This is a genomic window from Corallococcus terminator (assembly GCF_049194865.1).
GTDB lineage: Bacteria > Myxococcota > Myxococcia > Myxococcales > Myxococcaceae > Myxococcus > Myxococcus terminator_A.
This window is the reverse complement of the sequence record NZ_JBLZWL010000076.1, coordinates 48,712-72,453: the sequence shown is the minus strand read 5'-3', so window position 1 is coordinate 72,453 and position 23,742 is coordinate 48,712. Positions and strand designations below refer to the sequence as shown.

At 69.1% G+C, this 23,742-nt stretch carries 18 protein-coding genes; 12 read left to right on the top strand and 6 right to left on the bottom strand.

What is annotated here, in order from left to right; translation table 11 throughout:
- The first annotated feature begins 214 nt into the window (after window positions 1–214).
- The 4 genes from ACN469_RS24605 (at window position 215) to ACN469_RS24590 (ending at window position 5,519) form a co-directional block, all read left to right on the top strand.
- The gene (locus tag ACN469_RS24605) at window positions 215–2,524 is read left to right on the top strand and encodes an ArnT family glycosyltransferase (RefSeq protein WP_498771335.1); all 2,310 of its coding nucleotides are present in this window, start codon (window positions 215–217) and stop codon (window positions 2,522–2,524) included.
- Complete coding sequence (locus ACN469_RS24600) at window positions 2,521–3,438, top strand: ABC transporter ATP-binding protein (RefSeq protein ID WP_498771333.1); 918 nt, start codon at window positions 2,521–2,523, stop codon at window positions 3,436–3,438. The genes ACN469_RS24605 and ACN469_RS24600 overlap by 4 nt, the downstream gene beginning before the upstream one ends.
- A gap of 2 nt (window positions 3,439–3,440) precedes the next feature.
- Window positions 3,441–4,241 (top strand): ABC transporter permease subunit, encoded by an 801-nt coding sequence (locus ACN469_RS24595; RefSeq protein WP_498771331.1) that lies wholly within the window; start codon window positions 3,441–3,443, stop codon window positions 4,239–4,241.
- Between the two features lie 228 nt (window positions 4,242–4,469).
- Window positions 4,470–5,519 carry an SPFH domain-containing protein gene (locus tag ACN469_RS24590; RefSeq protein WP_498771329.1) on the top strand — a complete coding sequence of 350 codons (1,050 nt, stop codon included), beginning with the start codon at window positions 4,470–4,472 and terminating at the stop codon, window positions 5,517–5,519.
- A 79-nt stretch (window positions 5,520–5,598) separates the two neighbouring features.
- Here ACN469_RS24590 and ACN469_RS24585 read toward each other — a convergent pair whose 3' ends face one another.
- Window positions 5,599–7,374, bottom strand: a complete 1,776-nt coding sequence (locus ACN469_RS24585) for a chromosome segregation protein SMC (protein WP_498771327.1) — start codon at window positions 7,372–7,374, stop codon at window positions 5,599–5,601.
- A 30-nt stretch (window positions 7,375–7,404) separates the two neighbouring features.
- On the opposite strand from ACN469_RS24585, the gene epmA reads away from it, so the two are divergent.
- Genes epmA through ACN469_RS24570 form a run of 3 tightly spaced genes read left to right on the top strand, consistent with a single transcriptional unit; the run spans window position 7,405 to window position 9,835 of the window.
- Window positions 7,405–8,409, top strand: a complete 1,005-nt coding sequence (gene epmA / locus ACN469_RS24580) for an EF-P lysine aminoacylase EpmA (protein WP_498771325.1) — start codon at window positions 7,405–7,407, stop codon at window positions 8,407–8,409.
- Entirely contained in the window at window positions 8,406–9,149 is a 744-nt protein-coding gene (locus ACN469_RS24575; RefSeq protein WP_498771323.1) for a lysophospholipid acyltransferase family protein, read from the top strand. Before epmA ends, ACN469_RS24575 begins: the two co-directional genes overlap by 4 nt.
- Window positions 9,146–9,835, top strand: a complete 690-nt coding sequence (locus ACN469_RS24570) for an inorganic pyrophosphatase (RefSeq protein ID WP_498771321.1) — start codon at window positions 9,146–9,148, stop codon at window positions 9,833–9,835. Before ACN469_RS24575 ends, ACN469_RS24570 begins: the two co-directional genes overlap by 4 nt.
- A 59-nt stretch (window positions 9,836–9,894) precedes the next feature.
- Here the strand turns inward: ACN469_RS24570 and ACN469_RS24565 are convergent, their stop codons facing one another.
- Entirely contained in the window at window positions 9,895–10,965 is a 1,071-nt protein-coding gene (locus tag ACN469_RS24565) for a hypothetical protein (protein WP_498771319.1), read from the bottom strand.
- Between the two features lie 123 nt (window positions 10,966–11,088).
- Here ACN469_RS24565 and ACN469_RS24560 point away from each other — a divergent pair, with 123 nt between their 5' ends.
- Window positions 11,089–11,601 carry a hypothetical protein gene (locus ACN469_RS24560; protein ID WP_498771317.1) on the top strand — a complete coding sequence of 171 codons (513 nt, stop codon included), beginning with the start codon at window positions 11,089–11,091 and terminating at the stop codon, window positions 11,599–11,601.
- 12 nt (window positions 11,602–11,613) lie between these two features.
- Here the strand turns inward: ACN469_RS24560 and ACN469_RS24555 are convergent, their stop codons facing one another.
- The gene (locus ACN469_RS24555) at window positions 11,614–12,450 is read right to left on the bottom strand and encodes a TonB C-terminal domain-containing protein (protein ID WP_498771315.1); all 837 of its coding nucleotides are present in this window, start codon (window positions 12,448–12,450) and stop codon (window positions 11,614–11,616) included.
- A gap of 986 nt (window positions 12,451–13,436) precedes the next feature.
- Between ACN469_RS24555 and ACN469_RS24550 the strand changes: the two genes are divergently transcribed.
- The 4 genes from ACN469_RS24550 to ACN469_RS24535 all read left to right on the top strand — a co-directional run bounded on the left by ACN469_RS24550 (window position 13,437) and on the right by ACN469_RS24535 (window position 21,148).
- Window positions 13,437–14,882, top strand: coding sequence for a nicotinate phosphoribosyltransferase (locus ACN469_RS24550; RefSeq protein ID WP_498771313.1), 1,446 nt, complete (start codon window positions 13,437–13,439; stop codon window positions 14,880–14,882).
- A 24-nt stretch (window positions 14,883–14,906) separates the two neighbouring features.
- A complete protein-coding gene (locus tag ACN469_RS24545) occupies window positions 14,907–15,878 on the top strand; it encodes a nicotinamidase (RefSeq protein WP_498771312.1) in 972 nt (323 codons plus the stop codon).
- A gap of 107 nt (window positions 15,879–15,985) precedes the next feature.
- Window positions 15,986–18,466: a type VI secretion system Vgr family protein gene (locus ACN469_RS24540; RefSeq protein ID WP_498771310.1), complete on the top strand. Its 2,481-nt coding sequence runs from the start codon at window positions 15,986–15,988 to the stop codon at window positions 18,464–18,466.
- Window positions 18,467–18,490: 24 nt separating this feature from the next.
- A complete protein-coding gene (locus ACN469_RS24535; RefSeq protein WP_498771308.1) occupies window positions 18,491–21,148 on the top strand; it encodes a peptidoglycan-binding protein in 2,658 nt (885 codons plus the stop codon).
- 24 nt (window positions 21,149–21,172) lie between these two features.
- Here the strand turns inward: ACN469_RS24535 and ACN469_RS24530 are convergent, their stop codons facing one another.
- The 3 genes from ACN469_RS24530 to ACN469_RS24520 all read right to left on the bottom strand — a co-directional run bounded on the left by ACN469_RS24530 (window position 21,173) and on the right by ACN469_RS24520 (window position 23,738).
- On the bottom strand, window positions 21,173–21,820 hold the full coding sequence (locus tag ACN469_RS24530; protein WP_498771306.1) for a hypothetical protein: 648 nt from the start codon (window positions 21,818–21,820) through the stop codon (window positions 21,173–21,175).
- Window positions 21,821–21,883: 63 nt separating this feature from the next.
- Complete coding sequence (locus ACN469_RS24525; protein WP_498771304.1) at window positions 21,884–23,002, bottom strand: glycerate kinase; 1,119 nt, start codon at window positions 23,000–23,002, stop codon at window positions 21,884–21,886.
- A 238-nt stretch (window positions 23,003–23,240) separates the two neighbouring features.
- Window positions 23,241–23,738, bottom strand: a complete 498-nt coding sequence (locus tag ACN469_RS24520) for a YkgJ family cysteine cluster protein (protein ID WP_498771302.1) — start codon at window positions 23,736–23,738, stop codon at window positions 23,241–23,243.
- Between the last annotated feature and the right edge of the window lie 4 nt (window positions 23,739–23,742).

The window sequence follows — 23,742 nt, the reverse complement described above, 5'->3', positions numbered from 1 at the left end:
GCGGGCAATACAAGGCCCGTGCCCCCGCTCCCCCAGCGGGCTCCCTCCATGTGGGCCTCCCACCTCCGTGCAGGCTCCTGCACAATGGCGCGCACGCTGCCTCACGCTGTGCCTCCAGAGGAGGTCGACCGGCGGGGGTGGCGGGGATATAAGGCCGCGTCCTGCCCGTGGTGCGCAGGCAACCGCCCGAAACGACTCAAGGAGCCCTTCACCCGTGGCGAGCGACGGCGAACAGCAGGAGCAGCAGCGAGAGCAGACCTTCGCCGAGGCCATTCTCGGCAAGGAGACCTTCTCCGCGCGGTGGATGCAGCGGTGGGTTTCGCTCTCGGCGACGACCCGGACGGTGTTGTCCACGGCCTTCTTCGCGGGGCTGCTCTTCCTGCCCTACCTGGGCGCGGTGGGGCTGTGGGACTGCTGGGAGACCCACTACGGCGAAGTGGCGCGGATGATGATCGTCCGCCGCGACTACCTGTATCCCTTCTGGGAGAACGCGTGGTTCTTCTCCAAGCCGCCGCTGACCATGTGGATGCAGGCGCTGGGCATGCAGGTGGTGGGAACGGTGCGCTCGGGAGGCCAGCTCGGGCTGTACACCGAGTGGGGCATGCGCGTGCCCTTCGTGGCGCTGAGCATCACCGCCGTGACGCTCTTGTCCCTGGCTGTGTCGCGCGTGGTGAGCCGCCGCGCGGGCCTGGCCACCGGCTTCGTCCTGGCCACCATGCCGCTGTACTTCCTGCTCACCCGGCAGACGGTGACGGACACGCCGTTCGTCACCACGTTCGTCTGCGCGATGGCGTGCGCGCTCATCGGCCAGTTGGATGACACGACGAAGCACCGCGCCGCGTGGTGGTACGGCTTCTATTTCTTCGCGGGCCTGTCCACGCTGGCCAAGGGCCTGTTGGGCGTGGGCCTTCCCGCCGTCATCCTCGTGCTCTACGCGGGCCTGGCCGTCATGCCCTGGGACGGGCCGAGCCTGGATGCGCACCTGCGCTGGCTGACCGACGGAGGCTTCCGCAAGGACGTGCGCGAGGGCCGCCAGCCCATGCCGGTGCTGTGGGCGCAGATGCACAAGATGCACCTGGGCACGGGCATCCTCGTCTTCTTCGCGGTGGCCGCGCCCTGGTACGTGGTGATGTCCCTCTTCAAGAGCGTGGACGACGAGGGCAAGCTCTTCTGGTACCGCTTCTTCGTCCACGACCACCTCAACCGCCTCACCGCGGGCGTGCACACCACCACGCCGGGTGGCACGTTCATCTACTTCATCGAGCAGGGTGGCTTCGGCATCTTCCCCTGGGTGGCCCTGCTGCCCGGCGCCTTCGCCATCGTCGCGAAGCTGAAGCTGCGCTCGGAGAAGAAGGCGGACCACCTGGCCATCATCGCCGTGGTGTGGGTCGCCTTCTCCTTCTGGCTGCTGGCCTCCAGCGCCACCAAGTTCCACCACTACGTCTTCCCTGTCCTGCCCGGCCTCGCGGTCCTCATCGCGCTGTTCATCGACCGGCTGTGGGAAGAGGGCATCTCCGCGCACGCGGTGAGCCTCATCTTCGGCCTCGTCCTCTTCGTCCTCGTCGGCAAGGACCTGGCGGAGAACCCGAAGAACTTCACCGACCTGTTCGTCTACAACTACGACCGGCCCTATCCGCAGGAGCTCGTCACCAAGCCCATCGCGTTCTTCTCGCGCGCGCTCTGGACCGGCGACCTCGTCACGCTGGTGCTGCTCGCCTTCGGCGTCTACCTGTCGTTCGAGGCCTTCTCGCCCAAGACGCGGGAGAAGGTGACTCCGGGTTCTCGCGCGGTGGCGCTGCTCATGCTGCTGGCCGGCGTGGCCACGCTGGCCGCGGTGGCGTCCGGCGCGAAGGTGTCCGCGACGGGGCTGGTGGGCGTGGCGGTGGCGGTGGTGGGCGGCTTCCTCGGGTGGCAGTCGCTGCGTCCGAACACGGAAGGTCGCGTGTCGCTCCAGGCGCTGGCCGCGGTGCTCGCGCTGGCGGGCGTGGTGCTGGCGGTGCGCGGCTTCAAGAATCCCGCGGGTGAGGACTCCCTGCTGCGCTCGCTGTCGGAGCCCGTCAACGTCAAGGGCGCGCTGGGCTTCGTCTTCGCGGTGGCGGGCGCCATGGCCGTCGTGGCCACGCTGATGCGGGCGCGGGTGATGCTGTTCGGCACCTTCTGGGTGCTGGCCGCTGGCTTCGCCCTCTGGTTCAACTGGAACCACTGGGTGGACCTGTCCCACCACTGGACGCAGCGCGACCTCTTCTGGCGCTACTACTCGCAGCGTCAGGAGGGTGAGCCCATCGTCGCGTACCTGATGAACTGGCGCGGCGAGACGCTCTACTCCAGCAACACCGTGGAGCAGTATCGCAGCGGTGACTACAACGCGAAGCTGCGCTCGCTCGTCGCGCGGCCCGGTCGCGAGTGGGTGCTCGCCGAGCAGAAGATGCTCTCCTCCCTGCGCAGCGCGGTGGGCGCGGACAAGGTCGTCACCCCGGTGGACAAGGACATCAACAACAAGTTCGTCCTGGTGACCATCGATTGAGCGGCATCGACGTCCGGGGACTGGGCAAGCGCTTCGGCGAACGCGTCGCCGTGGAGGGGCTCACCTTCCACGTGCGGCCTGGAGAGGTGTTTGGCCTGCTGGGCCCCAACGGCGCCGGGAAGACGACGACGGTGCGCATGCTCACCGGCCTGTTGCTCCCCACCGAGGGCGAGGCCGTGGTGTGGGGCCACCGCGTGGACCGCGACGGCGAGGGGCTCCGCAAGGTGGTGGGGCTGCTCACCGAACAGCCCGGCCTCTACGAGCGGCTCACCGCCCGGGAGAACCTGCGCTTCTTCATGAAGCTGCACGAACTGGACGAGTCCAAGGCCTGGCCGCGCACGCAGCACTACCTGGAGCGCTTCGGGCTGGGCGGTCGCGAGGAGGAGCCCGTGGGCGGCTTCTCCAAGGGCATGCGCCAGAAGCTCGCCATCGTCCGCACGCTGGTGCACGACCCGCGCGTCATCTTCCTGGACGAGCCCACCAGCGGCCTGGACCCCGAGTCCGCGCGCACGGTGCGCGACGCGGTGGCGGAGCTGGCGTCGGAAGGGCGCACGATTGTCCTGTGCTCGCACAACCTCTCGGAGGTGGAGCGGCTGTGCGAGCGCGTCGCGGTGGTGAAGCGGCGGCTGCTCCTGATGGGGCCGGTGCGGGAGCTGCGGCGCTCCGGGCAGGCGCTGGACGTGCGGGTGGATGGCGAGGCGGAGCGCTTCCGCGTCGCGCTGGCGGCGCTGCCCTTCGCGCCCAACGTGCTGGCCGAGGGCATGCGGCTGCGCGTCATGCTGGAGGACGAGGCCCACGCGCCGGACGTGCTGGCGTGCCTGGTGGGCGCGGGCGCGCGCGTGCACAGCGCGGTGCCGGCGCAGCGTCCCCTGGAAGAGGTGTACCTGGACCTGCTTCGTGAAGAGGGCGTCTAGCCATGGCATTCCGTCCGCGTCGAGCCCTGGCCGTGTTCTGGAAGGACTTCCTGGACCTGCGCAAGAACGTGGGGCTGCTCGTCTCCATGGCGGTGCTGCCGGCCGTCATGGTGCTGGTGCCCATCGTCGTCGTGTGGACGTACGTCAACACCCCCAACAGAGCGGACCTGCGCAGCGTGGCGCAGTTCTATGACCCCACGCTGCCGTTGGGCGCGAGCGCCGCGCGCTTCCTCATCGACAAGACGCTCACCGACTGGTTCGGCCTGTTCCTCGTCATGCCCGTCTTCGTGCCCATCCTCATCGCCTCGCAGAGCGTCGCGGGCGAGAAGGAGCGGCGCACGCTGGAGCCGCTGCTCGCCTCGCCGGTGACGGCCGCGGAGCTGGTGGCGGGCAAGAGCCTGGCGGCGCTGGTGCCCGCCGTGGTGATTACCTGGGTGGCCTTCATCTTCTTCTGCGTGGGCGTGGACATCGTCGCGTGGCCGCTGGTGCAGGGGCCGCTGATGCCCAACGCCCTGTGGACCTTCGGCGTGCTGGTGATTGCCCCGCTGTTCGCCTTCTTCGGCAACGGCGTCGCGGTGCTCATCTCCGCGCGGGTGAGCGAGGCCCGCATGGCGCAGCAGATTTCCGCACTCGTCGTCCTGCCGCTCGTCGGCATGGTGGGCGGGCAGGTGGCGGGCGTCCTGAAGGCCGGGCTGGGCTTCTACGCGCTCCAGGGGGCGGTGGTGCTGGTGCTGGACGCGGTGCTCCTCGTCGCCAGCATCCGCCTGCTGGACCGCGAGCGCCTGGTCAGCCGCTGGGGCTGACCCTCCCCTGGGGCTCCCCAGCGGGGCTCCCCCGTTCACTGGAGGCGGGCCGAGGCCGCCCGGAGGGCGAGCGGCTAGGCAATGGCCAGTGAAACTGGCATCTTCCGGGGAGGGCTGACGGGCGGAAAGCGGGCACGCTTTCGTCGCGGACGCCATGTTCTTAGAGAGGGTCGGGTGGGGGCGCGGATTTGCCGGCCGCCATGGCGGCCACGGAGGCGCTGACTAGCAATGGGTATCTTCGACACCATCAAGGGTGAGGCGAAGCGCAACTTCATCGCTCGCGCGGACACGGCGAAGGGGGAGATCATCTACAAGTATCCGGAGAACAACATCCGGATGCTCACCCAGCTGACCGTCGACGCGGACGAGGTCGCGCTCTTCGTCAAGGACGGCAAGGTCGAGGGCAAGCTGGGGCCCGGCCGTCACCAGCTCGACTCGAACAACATCCCGTTCCTGTCGAGCCTCCTGGAGAAGTTCACGGGCGGCAACCTCTTCGTCGCCGAGGTCTTCTTCGTCTCCGTCCGCGAGTTCGCGGGCGTGAAGTTCGGCGGGCCCATTGGCGATGCGCGAGACCCGGAGACGGGTCTGGGCATCGGCACCATGGTCTACGGCGACTTCTCCATCCGCGTGACGGACCCGGAGAAGCTCGTGGTGGGCCTGGTGGGCATGGGCCGCACCAGCAACGAGGAGCTGCTGGGCTGGTTCAAGAACCAGGTGCTCAAGGTCACCAAGGACCGCATCGCCGAGCTGCTGGTCAAGAAGCGCTGGCCGCTGCTCGACGTGACGAGCGGTGCGTACACCGAGGAGATCGAGACCGAGGTCATCAGTGGAATGAAGCCCCACGTGGACAGCTACGGCCTCACCGTGGTGCGTCTGGGCAACTTCCACGTCAGCATCAAGGAGGAGGACGAGGCGACGCTGAAGAAGCTGTCGAAGGACGTCGCCTACTCGCGGCTGGCCGGTGGCTTTCAGCAGTATGCGCAGGGCCAGGCGATGCTGGGCGCGGCCGAGGGCATGGCCAAGGGCGGCGACGGCGGCGGCTCCGGCAACGCGCTGGGCGGCATGGGCATGGGCATGGGTTTCGGCATGGCCCAGCAGTTCATGAACCAGCAGGGCCAGCAGCAGCAGCGTCCTGCGGAGCCCGCGCAGCAGGCGGCTCCCGCCGACACGCGCAGCCCCGCGCAGCGCCTGAAGGAAATCAAGGAGCTGAAGGACGCGGGCGTCCTCTCCGACGAGGAGTACAACGCCAAGCGCGCGGAGCTGATGAAGCTCCTGTAGTCCTTGGCTGACGGGGACTCAGCTCCCCGTCGCACCGTCAGGGCCTCCGTCCCCATGTGGGCGGAGGCCCTTCGTGTTTCTAGCGACCGTCGCCGGTGCCCGCCTTGGGCGGCAGCGTGGGGCCCTGCGGCGTCCCCTGCGGCGCGGAGAACTCCTCCAGCCCCGGAGGCGGCGCGGGCTGGGTGAAGCCCTCCAGGCCGGGGGCCGCGGGGAGGATGCTGTCCTCCACGCCCTCCAGGTTCAGCCGGATGGGCACCTGCAGCGTGGTGCCCAGGCGCAGCAGCAGCACGTCAGGCTCGATTCCCTTCTCGCCGATGGCCTCGGCCACCTCGCGCGCGGACAGCCCGTTGCCCTTGGCCCACAGGGCCTTGAGGAACTCGCCCGACTGCGGCGCGTGCCACCACGCGGGGCCGAAGCGCGCCTTGAGCTGCGCCTGGAGCTGGCCCGCCAGGAACCACGCGCGGAAGCTGTCCGCGGACTGGAAGAAGTCCTCCTGGTCCACCAGGTAGCGCGCGGTGTCCTCGTCCGTCATCGGGATGTCGTCCGTGCGCGACATCACCTGTCGGTACAGCTCCTTCGGGTCCACCTCCACGCGCCGGTGCAATTCCAACTGGTAGAGGAGCCGGCCCGCCGCGTGGCGGATGAGGTACAGCTTGTGCGCGCTGGAGGCCGCCAGGAACTGCGCGCGCTGGTCTCCGCTGACGCCCGCGTGCTCCTCCAGCCACACCGGGTCCTCCAGCAGGTCCTCGAACAGCGACGAGTACGCCTCGCCCACCGTGGGGTTGCCCAGCCGCGCCAGCTCGAAGCGCGTCTCCTTCGTGAAGGCCGAATGCAGCGTGTGCCCGAACTCGTGCAGCACGCGCGCCTGATGCAGCGCGCCCGAGCCCGGCTTGAAGGACAGCCGCACGTCGTCCGGCACGCGCACCGCCAACGCCAGCGGCCGGGTGTTCTTGCGCGGCAGCTCCCTCGCGTCGATTTGAACGTTCTTCAGCTCGGCCAGGTCCAAGCTCATCCCCGACAGGGTGCCGTGCGCCTTGAGCAGGGACTCGCCCTTGGGGAAGGCGTCCTCCACTTCGCGCGAGCGGAACAACCGGGGGATGTCCGCGCGGGTGATGTCCTTGAAGGGCAGGCCCAGCTCACGCTGCGCGAGTCGCTCCATCACCAGCCGGTACGGCGCCTGCGTGGCCTGGAGAATCTCCTCCGCCAGCACGCTCAACTTGCCCAGGTCCGCCTGCCGCAGCTCGCTGCCGAAGGCCTCGTACGAGGGGAAGCCCAGCTCCTTCACCAGCTCCTCGGCGCGCTCCTCCTTGCGGCGCAGCGTCTGGTTGAGTCGCTCCAAGAGAGGCGTCACCGCCGCGTAGAGCGCCTTGCGCCGCGTCGCGCTCCGCTCGTTGGCCAGGAGCCGCTCCAAGTCCCGGTAGCGCAGCTCCTTGCCGTCCAAGGTGAAGGTGAGGGACGCCTCCAGGTTGGCGGACGCGTCGTTGTACTCGGCCAGCGCGTGAGACAGGTACTCGCCGGCGAAGTGCGAGTGCAGTGCGGTGAGGGCGCGCACCTCGCGCGGGTCCTGCGTGAGCTGCCGCAGCCGGTCCACCTTGCGGATGTTGTCGAGCGTGAAGAGGTCCTCCTGCCCCGAGTACGTCCCGGAGACGTCCACGTGGCGGCCCTCTGTCCAGAACACCCAGACGAGCCGGTGCTGCGCCTCCAGCAGCGTCTCCGCGCGAGAGGCCAGCGCGCGCACGTCCGTCGTCAGGCGCTGCTCCTCCGTGGGGGGCAGCCGGGAGTCCGCGGGAGGGCCCTTGGGGCAGGCGCTCAGAAGGCAGGCCAGGGCGAGGAGGAGGGGAATCCTTGGGTGCATGTCGGGCCTCATGTTACTTCCGCCTCGCCCATGCCCAACCTTTCTCAATGGCGGGCCGCCCGGGGACGCCAGGCCCTCTACTCCGCCCTTCGACGTTTCTTCGTCGCCGAGGGGTATCTGGAGGTGGAGACGCCCCTGCTCATCCCCACGCCCGGAATGGAGCCGCACATCAACGCCTTCGAGGCGGGCTTCATCCCCGAGACGGACGTCGGCTCCGCTCGCACCCTCTATCTGCACACCAGCCCCGAGTACGCGATGAAGCGACTGCTCGCCGACGGGGCCGGCCCGCTGTTCCAGCTCTGCAAGGTGTTCCGGAACGGCGAGGTCTCCGGCACGCACAATCCGGAATTCACGATGCTGGAGTTCTACCGGCCCCAGGCGGACTACCACGCCATCATGAAGGACCTGGAAGGCGCGCTCGCGGAGGCCGGGCGCTCCGCGACGGAGGGTGAGCCCGGCGCCGACCCTGCCTTCTTCACGCGCACGCCGTACGAGCGCCTCACGGTGCGCGACGCCGTGCTGCGGGCGACGGGCGTGGACATCCTCGTGCACTCGGACGGGCCCTCGCTCAAGCGCGCCGCCGAGGCCGCGGGCGTCCGGACGGGCGACGCGGAGAGCTTCGACGACGTCTTCTTCCACCTCTTCCTGCAGCGGGTGGAGCTGGGCCTGGGCCACGAGCGGCCCACGTTCCTCATCGAGTACCCGGCGTCCATGGCGGCGCTCTCTCGCTTGAAGCCTGGGGACTCCGCCGTGGCGGAGCGGGTGGAGCTGTACGCGAAGGGCCTGGAGCTGGCGAACGGGTTCTCCGAGCTCACGGACGCGGCCGAGCAACGGGCGAGACTGCTGGAAGAACAGGACCTCAGGCGCAAGCTGGGGCGTTCCGTGTATCCTCTGGATGAGCGGTTCCTTGACGCAGTAGGTCGAATGCCGCCCTCGGCGGGTATCGCCGTGGGGCTCGACAGAATCCTGATGCTGCTGCTCGGGGTCCAGCGCATCTCGGACGTGCTCCTGTTCCCCGCTCACGAGTTCGTGTGATTCGAGACATCGTCCGGACAGCGTTCGCGGGTGTTTCAGCGGTGGGCCTGACGGGGGTGTTCTCCTCGGTCATCTCCGCGTTGTCGGTAGGCGGTGCGCACGGGGAGGCGGACAAGGCCCTGCGGCTCTGGGCGCGGGGCGTGCTGGCGTCAGCGGGCGTACGTCACGAGGCGGTGGGGCTGGAGCACATTCCCACGGAAGGGCACGTCGTCTTCGTGTGCAACCACCAGTCGCACTACGACGCGCCGCTGAACATGGCGTACGTGGAGACGCACACGCGCTTCGTGGCGAAGGCGGAGCTGTTCAAGATTCCGGTGTTCGGCGCGGCGCTGCGGCGGGCAGGCAACATCCCCGTGGCGCGCAGCGGTGGCAGTGAAGACAGGGCCCGGTTGGAGGAGGCGGTGACGGCGCTGCGTGAGCGGGTGAGCGTGCTGTTCTATGCCGAGGGCACGCGCAGCGAGGACGGACGGCTGCGGCCGTTCAAGAAGGGGGCCGCGACGCTCGCCATCCAGGCGGGCGTGCCAGTAGTGCCCATGGCGGTGTCGGGGACGCGGCTCATCCTTCCCAAGGGAGGACGGGCGGTGCAGTGGGGCCAGCGCGTGGCGCTGGTGGTGGGCAAGCCCATCCCCACGCAGGGCCTGACGATTGAAGACCGCGACGAGCTCACGCGCGAGCTGGAGGACGCGGTCGCGCAACTCTACTCCGAGGCGTGCAGGCGCTCGGGAGACGTACCCACATGAAGAAGTCAGCACCTCAGAAGTCGTTCGCGGCTCATCCCTGGCACGGCATCACCCCTGGGAACGAGTCTCCTGAAATCGTCACCGCCTATATCGAAATCGTCCCCACGGACGCGGTGAAGTACGAGCTGGACAAGGAGTCGGGCATCCTGAAGTTGGATCGGCCGCAGCGGTTCAGCAGCCAGTGCCCGACGCTCTACGGCTTCATTCCCCAGACGTACTGCGACGAGCTGGTGGCGAAGCGCTGCGCCGAGCGCACGGGCGTGAAGGGCATCAAAGGCGACGGAGACCCCATCGACATCTGCGTGCTGACGGAGAAGGTCGTCAGCAACGGCAACCTCCTGGTGCGCGCGGTGCCCATCGGTGGCTTCCGGATGATCGACGGCGACGAGGCGGATGACAAAATCATCGCGGTGCTCGAGTCCGACCTCGTCTACGGCGAGCTGCAGCACATCGCCCAGCTCCCGCGTCCGCTGCTGGACCGCCTCAAGCACTACTTCCTCACCTACAAGCAGATTCCCGGTGAGGGGAAGCGCAGCGTCGAAATCGCGGAGGTCTACGACAGGCCGGAGGCGATGGAGGTCATCCGCCGCAGCATGAAGGACTACGACCGCGTCTATGGGCAGTCCCCGTCGACGCCGGTGCGCAGCCGCACGCGGCGCCCTGCTCGGAAGTCTCGCGCTTCCTGACGCTGAAGCCTCGCGCGGAGCGGGAGTGAGTCCCGCTCCGCGTCGTCAGGCGTCGCCGCTCAGGGCTGGTTCGGGTCCGTGCCGATGCCCTTGAACGGGTTGAAGGTGTACGTCGTGGAGAACTGCGACGACGGGCTGAAGTAGTAGGCCGCGAGCTTCGCCGGGTCGTTCGCGATTTCGCCGCGGAGGATGGGGCCGTCGTTCTGGTCATCCCAGCCCCACGGCGAGTTGGCGGAGTTCGTGCCGCAGTTGCCCGCGACCAGGCCGCAGCCGCCGCTGGTGTCTCCCCGGAACGTCCCGTACGAGGAGAACAGCGTGGTGAGCTCGCGACGCGGCCAGAGTCCCTCCGAGCCGTAGATGTCCACCAGCTTGTAGCGCACGTCGGAGTCCGTGGCGGACGAGGGCTGCTCGGCGAGCGAGAGGGACGGGAAGTACTTCACTCCGTCACCGACGATGTCATACGCGGGCCACGCCTTGAGGCCATGGCCCTTGGCCTCCTGCGCGGTGATGGGGTGGAGCTGTCCCTCGAACGAGGCCAGCGACAGCGTGCCGTCGAGCGACTCCGAGCCCGAGCTGAGCGGACTGCCCGAGGGCACGAACGAGAAGAAGTCCTTGTGCGCCACCGTCACCGCGCCCACGAGCGAGCCGTACTCGCTGCCGTCGCGCTGGACGACGAGCAGCACGCCCTCGCCGTCGTTCTCGTGCTCGGTGTCGAAGATGCTGTCGGACCAGTCGCGCGGGTGGAAGAACGTGTAGAGCAGGTACCAGTGCGTGCTCGTCTCCACCACGGACTGATATGCGTGCGCGGAGAGCACTCGCGAGCCGGTGTTGTCCCAGTTGTTCGTCCCGCTCCAGTCCCCGTCGAAGTCCACGCGGGTGAGGAAGTCGGACTTGCCGCTGAGCGAGTGCGAGCCCGTCACATCCACGTCCTGGTAGTGGATGGGTGCCCACCGCTTCGTGAGGGCCGCGCGCGCCGCCGTGGAGCCCACGCCGTTGAGCAGCGCCCGCTGCGCCTCTCCGAACGGGTCGTCTTCCGAGTAGCCCTCCCCGCAGCCAGGCAGCAACGCGAGGGTCGACGCGACGACAGTGAGGACGAGGACATCGGAAACACGACGGAGGAGGGGCGTCATGCGGGCCTGCCTTTCAAGAGGCAGACACTCAATGTCATCCCGGATTGTTTGTGAAGTCAGTGTTTCGTGAAAAACGAGTTAAGCCCGAGTCACCTGGTGGTTCCAGGGGGGAGGTCCGTCGGGATGAGCATGCGTTCATGGTGGGTGCTGTCGATGCTGGGGCTGTCGTCGTTCGCTGGGGCGGAGGTGCCCCAGGAAGGGGTGTCCTCGCGGCCCCTGGAGCGGCGGGCGAAGTCGTATGTCGATGCGGTGAGCTACTTCCAGTCGGAGGCGGAGTTCCAGGCGTGGTTCGAGCTCCGTGCCCACTTGAAACAGAACTTCGACGACATCTGTGGCGACACGTTCTGTGAGGGGGATTACGCCAACATCGAGTCCATCGTCTTCCGTTGCTCGGTGGAGACGCGGACGGGGGTCATCGGTCAGTGCCTCTGGGTGTTCGGTGGGAGCGCCGAGGACATCGATGCGCGCACGGGTGTCATCACCACGCAGACGCGGACGTGGGCCTGCACGAGTCCGCTGGCGCGCGGCACCACGATGGCTGCGTTGCTGACGGCGCTCGCGGGGCCGGAGCCGCTCTACGCCCCGTTGCCGAAGACGCAAAAGACGCTCTACGACGGGCTGGTGGACTGTCTCTAGCCTGGCGACGTTCTAGCGAAGCTCGACGAGGCGCACGCGTTTGTAGATGCGCTTGTCCAGGGGCAGACGGGTGTCGATGAAGCCGAGGGCCTCGTCGAATTCGAAGGTGAAGGTGGGGATGGGCGGGCTGATGGAGATGATCAGCTCGAACTCCCAGAGGCTGACGAGTCGCTCGCGGCTCCCCACGGCTTCGGCGGGCGGCGGAGGGAGCTTCTCCGCGGCGGCGCGCACGTCCTTCACGGCCTCCTGGTCGACCTCGGGCTGGTGGCTGGGGTCCACGAGCACCACGTCGAGCAGGCGCCCGTGGCGGTCCTGGACGACGCGGATGAGGGCTCGGCGCGTGGAGCGGAACCCCTCGCGCATCTTCTCGCGCAACTCGCTGCGCATGCGCAGGGCCGGGTCTCCCACCGTGCTGACCGGACGGCGCTTGTCATCCAAGGGCTGGTTGTTCGCGACGAACGCGCCCGAGGAGCCGTAGTTCGAGGCGCGCTCGCTCCAGGCGCGGCCATAGGCGCGACTGCGCTCCATGCCCATGTCGAGGTAGCCCTGGAGGCCGTGCTCCTTCACGGAGCGGTCCGCGTCCCATACGGCCACGAGCTTCTTGCCGAGCTGGCTGAAGTAGGGATGCACGAGCCCTCGGTCCACCTTGCCGCGTCCCACGCTCTCCGAGACGAGGTCCTCCACGAGCGCCTGGGGCGTGGGGGCTTTGCGCGCGTCCCGGATGCCGACGTCTGGCGCCGTGGTGGTGGTGTCTCCGCGGCGCATCGGCGGCGACTGGGTCCGCGCGGCCAGGAGCAGTCCCGTGCCAGGGGACTCCGTGAGCCGCGCGGTGTCCGAGGCTCGCGCCACGGCCTCGGGGGCGTGCGCGAAGTCCGTGAGTGCCGAGGAGGCGGGGGCTGCTCGCGGAACATCGTCGGCCAGACGCAGAGTCGCTCGGGGGAGGTCGCTCGCGGGATTGAGTGACTCCTGTGTGCGAGCTTGTTTCGTGGCGACGGCCGTATCGGCCACGGCCAGCGGGCTGTCTGCTCGACGCGGGGAGGTATCGGCGCTGCTGCCGTCTGCTGGGCGCGGCTCACGCGTTGCCGAAGCGGAGGTATCGGCTCGGATGCTGTCTGTGGGGCGCGGCTCCGTGGACGCGGAGGTATCGGCTCGGATGCTGTCTGCTGGGCGGGGCTCAGGCGTGGCCGGAGCGGACGTATCGGTGCTGCTGCCGTCTGCTGGGCGCGACTCACGCGTGGCCGAAGCGGACGTATCGGCTCGCGGGCTTTCTGCTGGACGCGGCGCACGCGTGGTCGAAGCGGACGTGTCTGCTCGCGGACCGACTGATGGACGCGGTGCATGCGCTGAGGCCGAGGACGTATCGGGCGGTGAGCCGTGCTGCGCGTTCTCTCGTCCTGTCTCCTGCGTGGCGGGCTCCCTTGGTAGCGGCTTGCCGTGGCCAGTCCGCGCGTCGGCCCGTGCCTCGCGAGGCGGGCGGGGTGCGGACGATTCCGTGCCGCTCTCGGACCTGGGCGTCGGCCCGTCACGCGGAGCGCGTTCAGGCGCGGACACGGTCGCCGACGGCACCTCCACCTCCACCCATTGCAGCGCGGCGGGACGAGCAGGAGGCGCGGCCGGCCGGGGCGCCTGAGGCAATCCATCGACGAGCAGCCACAGCAGCCCGTGCACGGCCACACTGGCGGCGAGCGCGGGAAGCAGGCGTCGGGAGGGGGCCGGCGACATGGCCCCTGCTTTTAATCGCGTCGACAAGGCATGCCCGGGAAAGCGAGCCAGAAGGGTAGGAAACCCATCATGCCGCGCGTAGTCTCAAGAAACACCGGAGGAAGGCACCCAGGATGGCGACCTCGCTGCTCGCGACGGATGGCTACAAGTTCAGCATGGCGGAGGCCGGCTGGCCGTTGCGCCGGGAGACGTTCTATTACTCACACCGCAAGGGCGGTCTCCAGGTCATGCCCCTGGACCTCGCGGCCTACGTGCGCGCGCTCCTCCCCGAGCCCACGCCGGAGGACTACGACTTTCTCGCGCGCTACGACTACGAGATGGGCGTGGGCTTCAAGGCGGCCATCCTCCGCAAGGAGAAGCTCTCCGTCCGCGCCATTCCGCGCGGCTCGGTCTTCTTCCCGCGCGAGCCCATCCTCACCCTCACCGGCCCCTCCGCCCTCGTCTCCTGGGTGGAGCCGCTGCTGCTCCAGCTCAACTTCCGCATCCAGGTCGCCACCCAGGCCCTGATGGACCGGGACGTGCTGGCCCGCGCGCTCGCCCGCGTCACCTGCGAGGAGCAGAAGACCATCGCCCTGGAGACGCTCGACGCGGTGGGCGTCAAGCCGGTGCCCATCACCGTCGACTCGGAGGGCTATGCCCAGCGCGTGCGCGCCACCGTCAAGGAACTCGTCGACATCGTGGAGGACCCCGCGCGCATCTTCGAGGTGGGCCTGCGCGCGGCGACCTGTCTGGGGCAGCACGACATCGCCCTGCGCGCCTGCAAGGACGTGGGCGTGACACGCACCAGCAACGTGGAGGGCGCGCGCTCGCTGGGGATGATGCCGGTGGGCACCATGGGGCATGAGCACATCCAGCGCTACGGCTCGGATGATGCCGCGTTCCGCGCCATGCGCGAGCGCCGTCCCCAGCGCTCCAGCTACCTGCTGGACACCTTCGACACGCTCACCTCGGGCATCCCCGCCGCCTTCCAGCTCATCCGCGAGGACCCGGGCTCCGGCGACTCCATCCGCTTCGACTCCGGCAACAAGAAGCTCCAGTACCTCTACGCCGTGACGCGCGCGCGCGACATGGGCATCCGCCCCGTCAACATCCTCGAGGACGGCCTGGACGCGGAGGCCACGCGCGAGTTCGAGGAGCTGCGGCGCCAGGTGGGTTGGGATCCGAGCGCGCAGTTCTACGGCTACGGCGGGCACATCGTCGCGCGCACCATGGACTGCCCCTTCACGCGCGACAGGGTGGCGGCCATCTACAAGCTGTCGCAGACGGGCCCCCAGCCGGTGATGAAGTTCGGCAACGAGCTGGCCGAGGGCAAGCAGAGCATCCCCGGCACGCCGGTCCTCTTCCGCCGTCGTCACGGCTCCGGCCCCATCGGCCTCGTGGGCCAGGAAGGCGAGTCGGCGCCGGAGGGCTACTTCCCGCTCATGGAGGCCGAGCCGGAGACGCCGTCCCTGGTGGGCGCGCTGGAGGAGAGCGCGGAGCCCGCGAAGATTGCCCAGACTCCCGCTACGAAGGCGCTCGTCGAGGAGCTGACGCGCCGTCACTTCCCCAAGGGCCGCTGACACAGGCCCACCCTGGAGGACCTCATGTCCCTGCCTATTCCCCGCTTCCACGACGATGCTCGCGCCGGTCAGCTCTACCTGGAGCGCACCGCCGAGGTCGCCGACGAGGCCCGGCGCCATGTCTCCGAGCACGGCCTGCGCCCCGCGCGCGAGGACCGGGTGCGCATCGCCGCCTTCGGCATCGACGTGCAGGTGGCCTTCTGTACGCCCGGCGCCAGCCTCTTCGTCCCCGGCGCCGTCGAGGACACCCAGCGCACGCTGCGCTGGCTCTACTCGCACCTGGACCGGGTGACGGAGCTGGTGTTCTCCCTCGACACCCACCGCATCTTCCAAATCTTCCATCCCGCGTGGTGGAAGGACGCGGAGGGCCGGCACCCCGCACCGATGACGCAGGTCTCCGCGGCGGACGTCCGTTCGGGCCGCTGGCGGGCCACGCGCTTTCCGGAGGAGAGCCTGGAGTACTGCGAGCGTCTGGAGGAGCGGGCGCGCTACGTGCTCACCATCTGGCCGTACCATGCGCTGCTCGGGGGCATGAGCCACGCGCTGGCGCCGGCGTTCTACGAGGCGAGCGTGTTCCACGCCCTGACGCGGGACACGGCCACCCACTTCGAGCTCAAGGGCGAGCACCCGCTGACAGAGAACTACTCCGTGCTCATGCCCGAGGTGACGGAGGTGAAGGGGCAGCGTGTGGGCGAATTCAACACGCGCCTCTTCGAGCGGTTGATGACGTTTGATCGCCTCTACGTCTTCGGTCAGGCCAAGTCCCACTGCGTCCTGTCCACGCTGCGCGACCTCCGGGAGCACATTGAACGGACGGACCGCTCGAAGATGGGGCGGGTGCACATCCTGGTGGACGCGATGAGCCCGGTGCCCGCGCCGCCCCTGGAGCCGCTTCCGCCATCGCTGGACTTCCCTCGACTGGCGGACGAGGCCATCGAGGAGCTGCGGCGGGCGGGGATGCGGGTGGTGCGCACCACGGAACCGCTGGACGTTTGAGCCAGACTTCTGGCGCGGGGTGTGCGCCAGGGTTCACGCGGTGTGGTAGAATTCCGCCTCCGTCCCCGGCCCGCCGTTGATGGCTTGCCGCTGCTGAAGGGGGAGTCATGTCACGACAGAGCTCACCGGCGTTCTCGCTGAAGGTCGGCCCCCATGGCCCGGACGGGCTGGGCGTGTCGGGAGTCTCCGGCTCCGAGGGCCTCAGTCGGTTGTTCGACTTCCGTGTGGACTTCTTCACGGTGGAGGGCGAGCCGCTCGACGTCGCGGAGCTGGTGGGACAGGACGCGCTGGTGACGTTCTCGGTGCGGGACTTCGCCGCACGGCACGTGCACGGCTGGGTGCGCGAGGTGGAAGCCCTGGGGATGAAGACGGGGCGCCGGCGCTACCGGGCGCACGTGGTGCCGCGACTGTGGCGACTGACCCAGTCCCACAAGAGCCGCATCTTCCAGGAGAAGACCGTCCCCGACATCCTCAAGGCGGTGCTGAAGGAGAACGGCATCGAGGTGCGCGCGGCCCTGTCCGCCACCTACGCGCCGCGTGAGTACTGCGTGCAGTACCGCGAGTCGGACTTCGCCTTCCTCAGCCGGCTGATGGAGTGGGAGGGCATCTTCTACTTCTTCGAGCACACCGAGGACGGGCACACGCTGGTGCTGGGCGACAAGCCGAGCGCCCATGCGCCGCTGCCGCAGGGCAAGGCGCTGCCGCTGCGTCCCAGCCTGGGCAAGGCGGTGGTGGAGGAGGAGTACCTCTCCGCGCTGGAGGTGGTGCACCGGCTGCGCCCGGGCGCCGTGCACCTGAAGGACTACGACTTCGAGAAGCCCGCCCTGGATGTCTCCGGAAAGACGGAGGCCAAGGAGGGCGTGACGGCGCTGGAGCTGTACGACTATCCCGCCGGCTACGTGACACCGGGCGTGGGCAAGTCCACGTCGAACGTGCGCGTGGAGGAGGCCACCGTGGGTGGCCGGACGCTCGCGGGTGACAGCGTGGCGCCTCGGCTGACGCCGGGGTTCCTGATGGAAGTGGAGCTGTCCGAGGATGACGCCTTCCAGGGGGAGTACCTGGTCACCGACGTGGTGCACTCGGGTCTTCAACCGGACGTCACGGCGGGCAGCGAGTCGCTCCAGGGGCTCTACCGCAACCAGTTCCAGCTCCTCCCCAAGGAGGTGCCCTTCCGGCCGCGCCGCAAGACATCGCCGCCGCGCATCGCGGGTCTGCAGACGGCCACGGTGGTGGGGCCCTCCGGCGAGGAGATCCACACCGACGCGCACGGCCGGGTGAAGGTCCAGTTCCACTGGGACCGCGAGGGCAAGAAGGACGAGAAGGCCTCCTGCTGGGTGCGCGTGGGGCAGCCGTGGGGTGGTCCGGCATGGGGTGACGTGTGGCTGCCGCGCATCGGCCAGGAGGTGGTGGTGCGCTTCCTGGAGGGTGACCCGGACCGACCGCTGATCGCGGGCGCCGTCTACAACGGCTCCAACATGGCGCCGTACCCGCTGCCGGACGAGAAGACGAAGAGCACTCGCAAGAGCGCGTCGAGCCCCGGCAGCAACGGCTTCAACGAGGTGCGCGTCGAGGACTCCACGGGCGCCGAGGAGATCTTCACCCACGCGCAGAAGGATGAAGACCTGCTCACGGAGAACAACAAGGACCAGCAGGTGGGCGGGTACGAGGCGCTGCTGGTGAAGAAGGACCGCAAGCGCACGGTGGACGGCTTCCAGACGTTGCTGGTGAAGAAGCACGACGTGTCGATGGTGGAGGGCAACCAGTCGCTGCTGGTGCAGAAGAACCGCGAGAGCGCCACGCTCGGGAGCCACGACGAGGAGGTCGATGGCAACCAGGTGATGACGGTGGGCGGCAACCTCTTCGTGGATGTCTCCAAGGCCTCGTCGGAGATGGTGGGCGCGGCGAAGGCCACCACGATTGGCGGGGCGCTGGCGGTGTCCGTCGCGCTGGCGCTGAACGAGGCGACCGGTGGTGTGAAGTCGATTCAGGTGGGCGGCGCGCACGTCGAGAACGTGATGGGCCACCGCAGCGAGACGGTGTCGGAGAAGACCGAGCGGAAGATTGGCACCGACTGGAAGACCGAGGTGAAGGGCGGCACCACCGTGACGGTGGGCAAGGACTTGAAGGAAGAGGTGAAGGGCCTGTTCCAGCTTCACATCAAGGAGGAGACGACCTTGATGGCGAAGACGTACTCGCTCAAGTCCGACAAGCTCTCCGTCATCGTCAACGGGAACCTGGCGTTGCAGGTGGAGAAGTCCGGCAACGTGAAGCTCATCGCCAAGACGCTCACGCTGGATGGCTCCGAGGTGAAGATCAAGGGCGCCAAGGTGAAGATGGAGGCGGCGGGTTCGGCGAAGAGCGAGTCCATCACCCTCAAGGAGATTGGAAAGCTGCCGCCGGCCGAGTCGGGCTCCATGAAGCTCAAGATGAAGAGCCGGAGCGGCGGGTCCGTGGAGGGGCGCGAGTTCGAGCTCAAGCTGCCGGATGGCAGTGTCCGCAAGGGCACGCTGGACGGGCAGGGTGGCGCGAAGCTCGAGAAGCTGCCTGAGGGTGAGTCGGTGCTGTCGTTCCCGAAACCGCAGGGCTGATTCGCTGGAAGGACCCAACGCGCGATGAGCACACGGCACAAGGTCAAGCAGGGCGAGTGGCTGTCGAAGATTTCTCGGCAGTATGGGTTCGCCAAGTGGCAGGAGCTCTGGGACCACCCTGACAACGCGCCCCTGCGCGCGAAGCGGGCGAATGCGTTCTGCCTCCAGCCGGGTGACGAGGTGGTCATCCCGGAGCTGCCGGGACTCAAGGTCTCCACGGGCTCCAGCTACAGCTTGCAGGGCGGAGACCCGCCGGACCGCATCCGCCTGGGCATGCGACGGGCGAACGCGCCGCTGGGGCTCAAGCGCTACGAGCTGAAGCTGGGCGAGAAGCTCTTGAAGGGGACGCTCACCTTCCAGGGGCTCCTGGACCAGCCGCTGCCGCCGGAGGCCACGGAGGCCACGCTCAAGGTCTGGACCTCCGAGGAGCCCGAGCTGGCGTGTGAGTGGAAGTTGAAGCTGGGCTACCTGGACCCGCTGGACGCGCTCAGTGGCGTGCAGGCGCGGCTGGCGAACCTGGGTTGGTACAACGGGCCCATCAACAACGAGCTGACGGAGGCCACCCGCACGGCGCTGGCCAGCTTTCAGTTGGCCCTGCTCCTGCCTCCCACGGGAGAGCTGAGCAAGGAGACGCTGGAGAGCCTCGAGGAGAGGCACGAGCAGAACGGTGGCACGGAGGTCATGCCCCCGTCGTTCGGGTCGGATGCGGACGAGGAGGAGGAGCTTCAGGAGGGTGGGGGCTCACCGGGTGGTGGGGCTTCGGCGGGAGAGGGAGCAGCTCCGCCTCCGGCGACGGGCTCGGCGACTGCGAGTCCCGGGGGCACGGGCGGCTCGGGCACGACGACCACCGCGAGCACTCCGGGAACCACGGGCACGGGCGGCTCGGGCACGACGACCGCCGCGTCGCAGCAGACGGGCGCGGGGGCCACCACGACGGGCGGCGCGGCGACAGGTGGCACGGCTGCCTCCGCCACCGCTCAGCAGAGCGCCACCGCGGTGGACACGCACCGCTATGGTGGCTTCGTTCTTCAGCGCAGAGACCGCGACGACCAGCACCGCTGGGGTGGCGCGGTGCAGCCGGTCGCCCAGGGCAACAACGGCGCACCCACCCTGGTCGCTCCAGGCACGGGCACCGCGGGCAATGCCCTCACGGCGCCCACCCACGTGCTCCGGCTCCAGCGCGACCTGCGCGAGCTGGGCTTCCTCATCGGCGGCACTCCTGACGGCGCCTTCGGTCTGAGCACCGAGTGGGCCGTGCGCGAGTTCCAGATCTACTCGAAGATGGAGAACGTCGCGCGGGAGGACACCGCCAACACGAGCACCAACTACGTGGAGCGGCTGTCCCAGGTGGCCAACTCCCAGGTCTATGACGGGGCGGTCAGCGGCTTCGTCAACGACGACACGGAGCAGCGCATCCGGCACTGGCTCGCCAATCGCTGGCGCTGCCCCGTCATCGTCCGCGCGATGAACGTGGCGAACGGCAACCCCACCACCGTCTTCCAGGACAACCTCTGGCGGCACGACGACTGCGCCAACACCGCGCCGCGCATCTACGTGCGAGACTTCTCCGGCTACTACACGCTGCCCACCGGCCGGAACGAGACGGACCTGCACGTGCTGGGCACGTACACCAACTACCCCAGCTACGGCGGCCCGGTGAGCATGCCCACCCGGCACACGTGGGCGACGTCGGAGCTGTTGCCCGCCAACTTCACGGGCGTGGCCGACTACAACTCGATGACGGCGTCCCAGCGCTCCACGTACAAGGTCGTCCGCGCCGCCGCGGAGCAGGAGAACCTGGGGTACTTCGACTCGCTCAACGCCTACGACAACGCCTTCATCTCACTGGGGCCGTGTCACTGGACGCTGGGCATCCTCTTCGCCGGAAGCCCCGAGCCCTCCGAGGGCGAGCTGTGCGGCTTCCTCTCCTATCTGCGCTCCAGCAACCAGGTCGCCTTCGAAGAGGCCATCGAGTTCTTCGGCCTGCGCATCGACGAGGACTGGAACGCGGGAGCCGGCAACGGCGCCACGCTCTACAGCAGCTCCGGCAAGAAGTACGCGGGCTGGCCCGCGCAGCAACTCGACGACGAGACGTGGGCTCGGATGGCGCAGACGGAGGCCGCGGGCAACTACTACAAGACGTATCACTGGTACTACCGTTTCCAGATGGCGGGACGGACCATCGAGGGCTTCCAGCGCGCCATGTGGAACGCGGCCCGCATCCGCCTGCGAGACATCCGCAACACGCCCTGGGGCACCGGCGTGGCCGACGTGGGCACGGGCGCCAACGCGCGTGCTCCGACCATCGGCGACGTGGCGACGTCCGAGAAGCTGATGGGCATCCTGCTGCGCTGGCACATCTTCCGGCCGGGCCATGTCGCCGGGCAGAACTCGGCGGGACAGCGGCTGCGCAATGCCTTCACCGCCGCGAAGGCGGCGAACGCCACGCTCAATTGGACCCAGGCCCCCAACCTGTGGACCAACGCGCATGAGACCGCCCTCATCACCCACATCCTCGCGGAAGCGTCGAGCGTGAATGACTCGGTGGACAACGTGGCGAACTGGCCGGGCTGGCTGGGGGGCACCGTCCAGACGACGAACCCGCGCAACTACCAGCTCGTGCTGCCCGCGGGCACCGTGCTGCTGTCGACGCGCAACTCGTTCAACTTCGACGTGCCCTGAGTCGCCGGGAGGCGGGGTCGCCCGTCAGGGCTTCTCCGTCTCCGTGGACGCGTCCTGGTAGGTGTCACCCTGGAAGCGCATCGTCACGCGCTTCACTGTGGGAGCGTCCAGGGTGCCGCCCTTCTCCCGGTGCACCACGTCGCGCCAGCCCTGGGTGCGTGTGTCCAGGGGCTTCAGCTCCAGCGTGTACTCGGGGCCCCAGACGGGGGCGTACCGGTCTCCACTGCAATGGATGTAGAGGGCCTGCATCGTGGCCCCATCGCTCCCCGCGTCCGTGGGGAAGATGACGTAGAGGTCCTGCTGGCCTCGGCCGTCCAGGTCCACCTCCGCCGCGCGCAGGGCCTTGCCGTAGCCGGGGTCCGGCTCCACCTGGACCGTGGGCTTCGCGCCCTTGCCCACCGTGGAGATGCGGAAGGTCTCGTCGCGCGAGCACGGGCCCGGTGAGGACGGCGCGCTGTTCGTCGTGGGCGCGGTGCTCCCCGGGCCCTTGCTCGCGCCTGGCGTGGCGGTTCCCTTTCCCGTCGTGGGAGAGGGCGGAGGCGCTTCACCGGAGGGGAGGGCGGCTCCCTCGCGGCTCAGGGGAGCGGAGGCGGTGGGGGCGGTTCGGAGTGAGCCCTCGGTGCAGGCGGTCGCAAGGCATGCTGCGGTAGCGGCGAGCAGGACGTGGCGCATGGCCGGGAAGTGTACCGCGCCTCTGGACAGGTCGCCGAGCGCGGCGAACCACAGCCAGAACTGTCAGCGACCGGACTTGAGTCGAGCGGCCGTCCAGCGCGCCACGGCTTCACAGAGCACCTCCGCCGCCGAGGCCCCCGGACGCGCCTGCGCGCTCAGGTCCACCACCGTGTGGAACAAGTCCAGCTCCAGCCCCTCGTCGCGTTGCACAGAGCCGGCGAACAGCTCCACCGGCGTGCCGTGCTCACGCGCCAACCGCGCCAGTCCACCCGGCCCCTTCCCCATGGACGTCTGCCGGTCGAAGCGCCCCTCGCCCGTGAGCACCACCTCCGCCAGCAACACGCGCCGCTCCAACCCCAACGCGCGCGACACCAGCTCATACCCGGGCACCAGCCGCGCTCTCGCGAGCACGGTCAGCCCGAAGCCGAAGCCTCCCGCCGCGCCCGTGCCGGGCCAGCCCGCCGCCAGGTCGCCCACCACGCTCGCGAAGTGCGCCAGCGCCGCCTCCAGCGCCTCCACCACCTCCGCGTCCGCGCCCTTCTGCGGACTGAACAGGCGCGCGGCGCCATCCGTCCCCAGCAGCGGCGACGTGACATCCGTGGCCCCCATCAGCTCGACCTGCCCGAGCCGGGGATGCCGTCCCGTCGAGTCCACCCGCGCCAGCGCCCCCAGCGCGCCACCACCGGGCGGCAGCGGGTTCCCATGCACATCCAGGAAGCGATAGCCCAGCGCCGTCAGCGCGCCCGTGCCTCCGTCCGTCGTGGCGCTTCCCCCCAGGCCGACGATGAGTCGCTCGCAGCCCGCTTCCAGCGCGGCGCGCATCAGCTCGCCCGTGCCGTACGTGGAGGCCCGCCGCGCGTTGCTGGGACTCGGCTCCATCCGCGTCAGCCCGGACGCCGCCGCCATCTCCACCACCGCCGTGCGACCATCCTCCAGCAAGGCCCAGGCGGCCTCCACAGGCTGGCCCAGCGGACCATGCACCTGGCGCACGCGGCGCTCGCCTCGCGTGCCCGACAGCAGCGCATCCACCGTGCCGGGTCCTCCATCCGCGAGCGGCGCGACATCCAGCACCACCTCCGGCGAAACCTCCCGCACGCCCTTGGCCATCGCCTCGGCGGCCTCCGTGGCCGTGAGGGTTCCCTTGTATTCCTGCGGTGCGACGAGCCAACGCGGTGCAATCACGGCAGGGACACCCGACCTTTCATCGGGTGGCCTCGATGACCCGTCGCTCCGCTCGTACGCCCTCTCCGCAAGCCCACGCCTCCGCAGCCGATTGACGATGCAATCATTGCCCCGTCAGCGCACGAGTTCACGCTGATACATGCGCTCTTGTTTTCGGAACTCCCCGAATTGCAGCGTTGCCTTGAATCCAAGAGCCGGATTCAGTGCAGACCGTGGCGCTGCGGTACGAGAGGACCCGTCAGGGTGTCTGTCCGGACGCCGCCAGCGTAAGGGCTTCCTCGTGCCACTCCAGCAGCGGACGCGGGGCCTTCAGCGTCGCGTCCCTGCTCTGGGACACGCGCTCCAAGCGCTCCAGCAGCGCGCCCACTGTCTCCGCGGGCTGGCGCGAGGGGCCTCGAATGCGCTCGCAGAAGAAGGTGCGGCAGCCGAACGGGCGGTCCGCGTACACCGTGCAGCGCTTGCCCGCCGCATCCAGGTAGGGACACCCGCCATCCGCGCGAGGCGAGGGCAGGGGACGGCCCTTCGTCAGCAGCTCCCACTCGGGCAGCCACAGCCAGGGCTGACGTCCGGTGCGAGCGAGCTGGCAGCACTCGCCGCTGGCCTGACATGAGAAGGGGGCGTAGGCGGTGTCCGCCTGCCGGTAGATGGCGCGCACTTCCTTCAGTGCGCGCTCCTTCTCGCGAGTGCCCCCTGTCGTGGGAGCGTCCTCGCCTTCGTCCCAGTCCCGGGTCCGCATGGTC

What these genes read in the sequence shown, in the direction of transcription:
- ACN469_RS24595 (WP_498771331.1), top strand. Translation starts at nt 3,441, where the DNA reads ATGGCATTCCGTCCGCGTCGAGCCCTGGCCGTGTTCTGGAAGGACTTC.
- ACN469_RS24590 (WP_498771329.1), top strand. Translation starts at nt 4,470, where the DNA reads ATGGGTATCTTCGACACCATCAAGGGTGAGGCGAAGCGCAACTTCATC.
- ACN469_RS24585 (WP_498771327.1), bottom strand. Translation starts at nt 7,374, where the DNA reads ATGCACCCAAGGATTCCCCTCCTCCTCGCCCTGGCCTGCCTTCTGAGC.
- epmA (WP_498771325.1), top strand. Translation starts at nt 7,405, where the DNA reads ATGCCCAACCTTTCTCAATGGCGGGCCGCCCGGGGACGCCAGGCCCTC.
- ACN469_RS24570 (WP_498771321.1), top strand. Translation starts at nt 9,146, where the DNA reads ATGAAGAAGTCAGCACCTCAGAAGTCGTTCGCGGCTCATCCCTGGCAC.
- ACN469_RS24565 (WP_498771319.1), bottom strand. Translation starts at nt 10,965, where the DNA reads ATGACGCCCCTCCTCCGTCGTGTTTCCGATGTCCTCGTCCTCACTGTC.
- ACN469_RS24560 (WP_498771317.1), top strand. Translation starts at nt 11,089, where the DNA reads ATGAGCATGCGTTCATGGTGGGTGCTGTCGATGCTGGGGCTGTCGTCG.
- ACN469_RS24550 (WP_498771313.1), top strand. Translation starts at nt 13,437, where the DNA reads ATGGCGACCTCGCTGCTCGCGACGGATGGCTACAAGTTCAGCATGGCG.
- ACN469_RS24545 (WP_498771312.1), top strand. Translation starts at nt 14,907, where the DNA reads ATGTCCCTGCCTATTCCCCGCTTCCACGACGATGCTCGCGCCGGTCAG.
- ACN469_RS24540 (WP_498771310.1), top strand. Translation starts at nt 15,986, where the DNA reads ATGTCACGACAGAGCTCACCGGCGTTCTCGCTGAAGGTCGGCCCCCAT.
- ACN469_RS24535 (WP_498771308.1), top strand. Translation starts at nt 18,491, where the DNA reads ATGAGCACACGGCACAAGGTCAAGCAGGGCGAGTGGCTGTCGAAGATT.
- ACN469_RS24530 (WP_498771306.1), bottom strand. Translation starts at nt 21,820, where the DNA reads ATGCGCCACGTCCTGCTCGCCGCTACCGCAGCATGCCTTGCGACCGCC.
- ACN469_RS24520 (WP_498771302.1), bottom strand. Translation starts at nt 23,738, where the DNA reads ATGCGGACCCGGGACTGGGACGAAGGCGAGGACGCTCCCACGACAGGG.